General features: G+C 73.4%; 5 protein-coding genes. 3 read left to right on the top strand and 2 right to left on the bottom strand.

Going from position 1 to position 2,951, the window contains the following annotated elements; genetic code table 11:
* The 3 genes from ACWDX9_RS61980 to ACWDX9_RS61970 all read left to right on the top strand — a co-directional run.
* The coding region (locus ACWDX9_RS61980) for an FCD domain-containing protein (protein WP_449973226.1) at positions 1–298 on the top strand (298 nt) is incomplete at its 5' end.
* A gap of 34 nt (positions 299–332) precedes the next feature.
* Complete coding sequence (locus ACWDX9_RS61975; RefSeq protein WP_449973225.1) at positions 333–857, top strand: NUDIX hydrolase; 525 nt, start codon at positions 333–335, stop codon at positions 855–857.
* 53 nt (positions 858–910) lie between these two features.
* Positions 911–1,477 (top strand): dihydrofolate reductase family protein, encoded by a 567-nt coding sequence (locus ACWDX9_RS61970; RefSeq protein ID WP_449973224.1) that lies wholly within the window; start codon positions 911–913, stop codon positions 1,475–1,477.
* On the opposite strand, the gene rbsK is transcribed toward ACWDX9_RS61970, so the two are convergent.
* Complete coding sequence (gene rbsK / locus ACWDX9_RS61965; protein WP_397371831.1) at positions 1,474–2,358, bottom strand: ribokinase; 885 nt, start codon at positions 2,356–2,358, stop codon at positions 1,474–1,476. The two genes, ACWDX9_RS61970 and rbsK, sit on opposite strands and share 4 nt — an antisense overlap.
* Complete coding sequence (locus ACWDX9_RS61960) at positions 2,355–2,852, bottom strand: ADP-ribosylglycohydrolase family protein (protein ID WP_449973227.1); 498 nt, start codon at positions 2,850–2,852, stop codon at positions 2,355–2,357. The genes rbsK and ACWDX9_RS61960 overlap by 4 nt, the downstream gene beginning before the upstream one ends.
* Between the last annotated feature and the right edge of the window lie 99 nt (positions 2,853–2,951).

The raw sequence follows: 2,951 nt of genomic DNA, 5'->3' as shown, positions 1-2,951 counted from the left end.
GGCGGCGTCGCAGGACGACGCCGCGTTCGTGGACGCCGACATCGCCCTGCACGCGGCGGTCGTCGCGGCGGCCGGCAACCCGGTGCTGACCGACCTGTTCGCCGAGTTCGCGCCGGCGTTGCGCGAAGGGCTGATCGGCCTGGTGGAGGTGCTGGGGCTGCGCGCGCACGACCGCAATCCCGGGCACGACACGCACGCGGACCTGGTGGCCGCCGTCCGGGACGGGGACGGGGACGCGGCAGGCGCGATCCTGCAGGCGGAGCTGGAGCAGACGCTCGCCCACCTGCACGACTCATAGCCCCGCGCAGCCCGCCGTTCGTTACGGTTCGACCGTGACCATCCGCACGCAGCGCCCCACGGCCCGCGTCATCCTGGCCGCCCCCGACGACCGCGTCCTGCTGCTCCGTTTCATCCCGCCGGACCCGTGGCCGAAGGAGCCCGCCTGGCACCTGCCCGGCGGCGGCCTGGAGCCGGGCGAGTCACCGGCGCAGGCCGCGGCGCGCGAGGCGCTGGAGGAGACCGGCCACGTGTTCGGCGCCGCCGACCTCGGCGACCCCGTGGCGGTGAACGAGGGCGCCTGGTCCAACCTGGGCCGCCACTTCTACACCGTGCACACGTACTTCTTCGCCCGCGTGCCGTCCGCGACCGTCACCCCCACGGCGCTGGAGGAGTACGAGACGGAGGAGTTCAAGCTCGGCCACCGCTGGTGGCGCACGGACGAGCTGGCCGCCACCGAGGAGCGCGTGTTCCCGCCCGGGCTGGCCGCGCTGCTGCCGGACCTCCTGGCCGGGGTACGGCCCGAGGCCCCCGTGAGACTTCTCTGGACACAGGAGAAAAAATCTTCGGAAGGGATGTGAAGAACGCGCGGGCGGCTCCGACCCAGTCATGAGCACAACGCGAAGGAGCACCAATGAGCAAGCTCATCTACTGGGTCCACACCTCCGTCGACGGCCACATCGAGGGCCCGAACGGGGAGTTCGACTGGCCGGCGATGGGGCCGGAGCTGTCGGCGTACGGGGACGAGGTCCACGCCCGCGTCGGCACCTTCCTGTACGGGCGCGTCGTCTGGGAGATGATGTCCGGCTACTGGCCCCACGCGGAGTCGATCTCGGACGACCCGCACGACCTCAAGTTCGCCCCCATCTGGCGCAGCACCCCGAAGGTCGTCTTCTCCACCACGCTGCAGGAGGCCGGCTGGGACGCCCGGATCGTCTCCGGAGACCTCGCCAAGGAGGTCGCCGAGCTGAAGAGCGGGCCCGGCAAGGACCTCCTGCTGAACGGCGGCTCCCGGCTGGCCGGCGCGCTCACCGAGCTGGGGCTGATCGACGAGTACCACATCATGGTGCACCCGGTCGTCCTCGGCGGCGGACGGCCGGTGTTCCCGCCGCTCAAGGAGCGGACCGGCCTGCGCCTGGTGGAGACGCGCACGTTCGACGCCGGGGTGGCGCTGCTGCGCTACGAACGGGCCGAGGGCTAGGGCAGCGCGGCCTCGATCTCGTGGCGGGTCGGCATGGACGTGCTGGCCCCCTCCCGCTGCACCGACAGCGCCGCCGCCGTGGACGCGAAGCCCAGCGCGTCGGCCACGCTCATCCCCTCCGACCTGGCCACGGCGAACGCTCCCACGAAGGTGTCGCCGGCCGCGGTCGTGTCCACGGCCTCCACCTTCACCGCGGGCACCCGCAGCCGCTCCCCCGAGCGCGACCCGTAGAGCGCGCCCTCGGAGCCCAGCGTGATCAGCGCCTCCTCCACCCGCTCCAGCAGCGCGTCGAGGGCGGCGTCCGGGCCGGCGGCGCCGGTGATGGCGGCGGCCTCGTGCTCGTTCGGGACGATCGTGGTGACCGCGTCGAGGAGCTCGTCCGGCAGCGGCCGCGCGGGGGCCGGGGTCAGGTAGACATGCACGCCGGAGACCTGGGCGGCCTGCGCGGCCGCCACGACGGCTTCCATGGGCAGCTCGAGCTGGAGCAGCAGCGCGTCCGAACGGGCGATGGCGGCCAGGTCCTCGCCCGAGGGGCCGGCGATGGTGCCGTTCGCGCCGGGGACGACGATGATCGAGTTGCCGCCCTCGTCGTCCACCACGATGTGCGCGATGCCGCTGGGCCCGGGCACCTCGCGCAGGCCGCGTACGTCGATTCCGGCCTCCGCCAGCGTGGCGCGCATCTCCGCCCCGAACCCGTCGTCGCCCACCGCCCCGAGGAAGGCCACGTGCGCGCCCGCGCGGGCGGCGGCGATGGCCTGGTTCGCGCCCTTGCCGCCGGGCACGGTGCGGAACCGGTGCCCGGTGACCGTCTCGCCCCGTTTGGGGGCCTCGGAGACGTACGCGACGAGGTCCATGTTGGCGCTGCCGAAAACCGAGATCATGGCCCCATCATCTCCTGTGTGCGGGCGGCCAGCGCGGCCAGCCCCACCCCGTCGTACCCGGTCAGGCTGCTGGCCAGGCTGTCGCGCATCCGCCATTGGTCCGGCACGCCGCCGTTCAGCGCGCCCGCGACGGAGCCGGCCGTGGCCCCGGCGGAGTCGGTGTCCCAGCCGCCGGCCACCGCTCCGGCGATCGTGGCGGTGAAGTCGCCCCGGCCGTGGATCAGCGTGGCCGCGATCAGGGCGGCGTTGTTGATGGTGTGCACCCAGTGCAGGCCGCCATGGCGTTCGTGCAGGAGGTCGACGACCCGCTCGAAGTCGTCCTCGCGGGCGGCGTCCGCGACGGCCAGGCGTACCGCCTCGTGCAGGCGCGAGCGCTCCGGCACCACCGACAGGCCCGCCCGTACGACCTCCTCGGGCGAGGTGGCGACCAGGGCGGCCGCGCACATGGCGGCCACGAACATCGCCCCGTAGATCCCGTTCGCGGTGTGGGTCAGGCGATCTTCGCCGATTCGATCAGCATCGGGTCGAAGGCGTCCGACAGGTTGCGGAAAAGGCGCTGGCCGACCCGGGCGAGACGGAAGTCCCGCTGGTAC

The sequence above is a fragment of the Nonomuraea sp. NPDC003201 genome, assembly GCF_053590415.1.
The sequence above is the reverse complement of the archived record's forward strand: the minus strand, read 5'-3'. Positions and strand labels throughout refer to the sequence as shown.

Coding starts and splice junctions, on each gene's coding strand:
- ACWDX9_RS61970 (WP_449973224.1), top strand. CDS start 911: ATGAGCAAGCTCATCTACTGGGTCCACACCTCCGTCGACGGCCACATC.
- rbsK (WP_397371831.1), bottom strand. CDS start 2,358: ATGATCTCGGTTTTCGGCAGCGCCAACATGGACCTCGTCGCGTACGTC.